The sequence below is a fragment of the Agromyces bauzanensis genome, assembly GCF_014645655.1.
GTDB classification, from domain to species: Bacteria; Actinomycetota; Actinomycetes; order Actinomycetales; family Microbacteriaceae; genus Agromyces; species Agromyces bauzanensis.
On the sequence record NZ_BMMD01000075.1, the window covers coordinates 1 to 869 of the forward strand.

An 869-nucleotide genomic window follows, 5' to 3' on the forward strand; every position below is an offset into this window, starting at 1 on the left:
CCGTCATCTGGTCACCGGCTGGTCGTGTGAGGGCGTCGAGGCTGAACGCTCCCGCGCCGGCGAGGTGGGCCCGGCTGGTGTCCCGCCGCCCCGGCGCGCCGACCATCGGTAACGCGACAACGCCGCCGGGGATGTCGTCGCTCACGGTGGGGCGGGCGTCGAGTCCGGCGCGGAGGGCGGTGATGCGGTGCTTCACGGCGGTGTAGCTGATCTGCCGGTACGGGTCCTCGTCGACGAGCTGTCGGCAGGCCTGCTCGAGCAGGACCCGGTCGCCGCGTTTGCCGAGGTCGAGGATGTTCATGCAGGACCGGTAGCCCTGCGCCTCGATCACCTTCCCATCCAGCAGCCTGGTCAACGCCGCGACCGTACCGGGCCCGACCTTCGACGCCTGCCGGAGGAAATACGCCCGCGTCCAAAGCCCAGACACCGACTCGGCATGGGCGGGGGCGTGCTCGGGGTCGGTGACGTAGCCGTTGCGGCGCGGCCCCTGCTGGTGGGATGCGATGATCTCCCCGCCGGAGAGCACGTCGATCTGCTCCCCGATGATCCGGACGTCGACACCGAGACCTGCGAACCGGAACGGGACGGAGTACTTGATCGTGTCGAGCTGGATATGCCAGTCCCGGTGCACCTTCGCTTTCCGCCAGATCACCGGCTCCCAGCGTCGGGCAGGCAGCGGGATCAGCTCTGCCTGCTCGTGCTCGGTGAACCAGTCGCGGCGAGACCGCCGCTCACCGCGGAACGGGGTCCGATCGTTGATGGCATCGATCTGGACGGCGACTGCGGCGTTGAGGTCGTCCAGCGACGCGAACGCTCGACCCTCGAGGTAGTGGATCACCCAGTTCGTGACGACCTTCACCCCAGCCTCA

1 protein-coding gene is annotated in these 869 nt (G+C 68.9%); it reads right to left on the reverse strand.

Annotation, left to right across the window (positions count from 1 at the left end; translation table 11 throughout):
- Window positions 1-859: Mu transposase domain-containing protein (locus IEX31_RS18470; protein ID WP_444541797.1), on the reverse strand; the 859-nt coding region annotated here is incomplete at its 3' end.
- Window positions 860-869 lie beyond the last annotated feature (10 nt).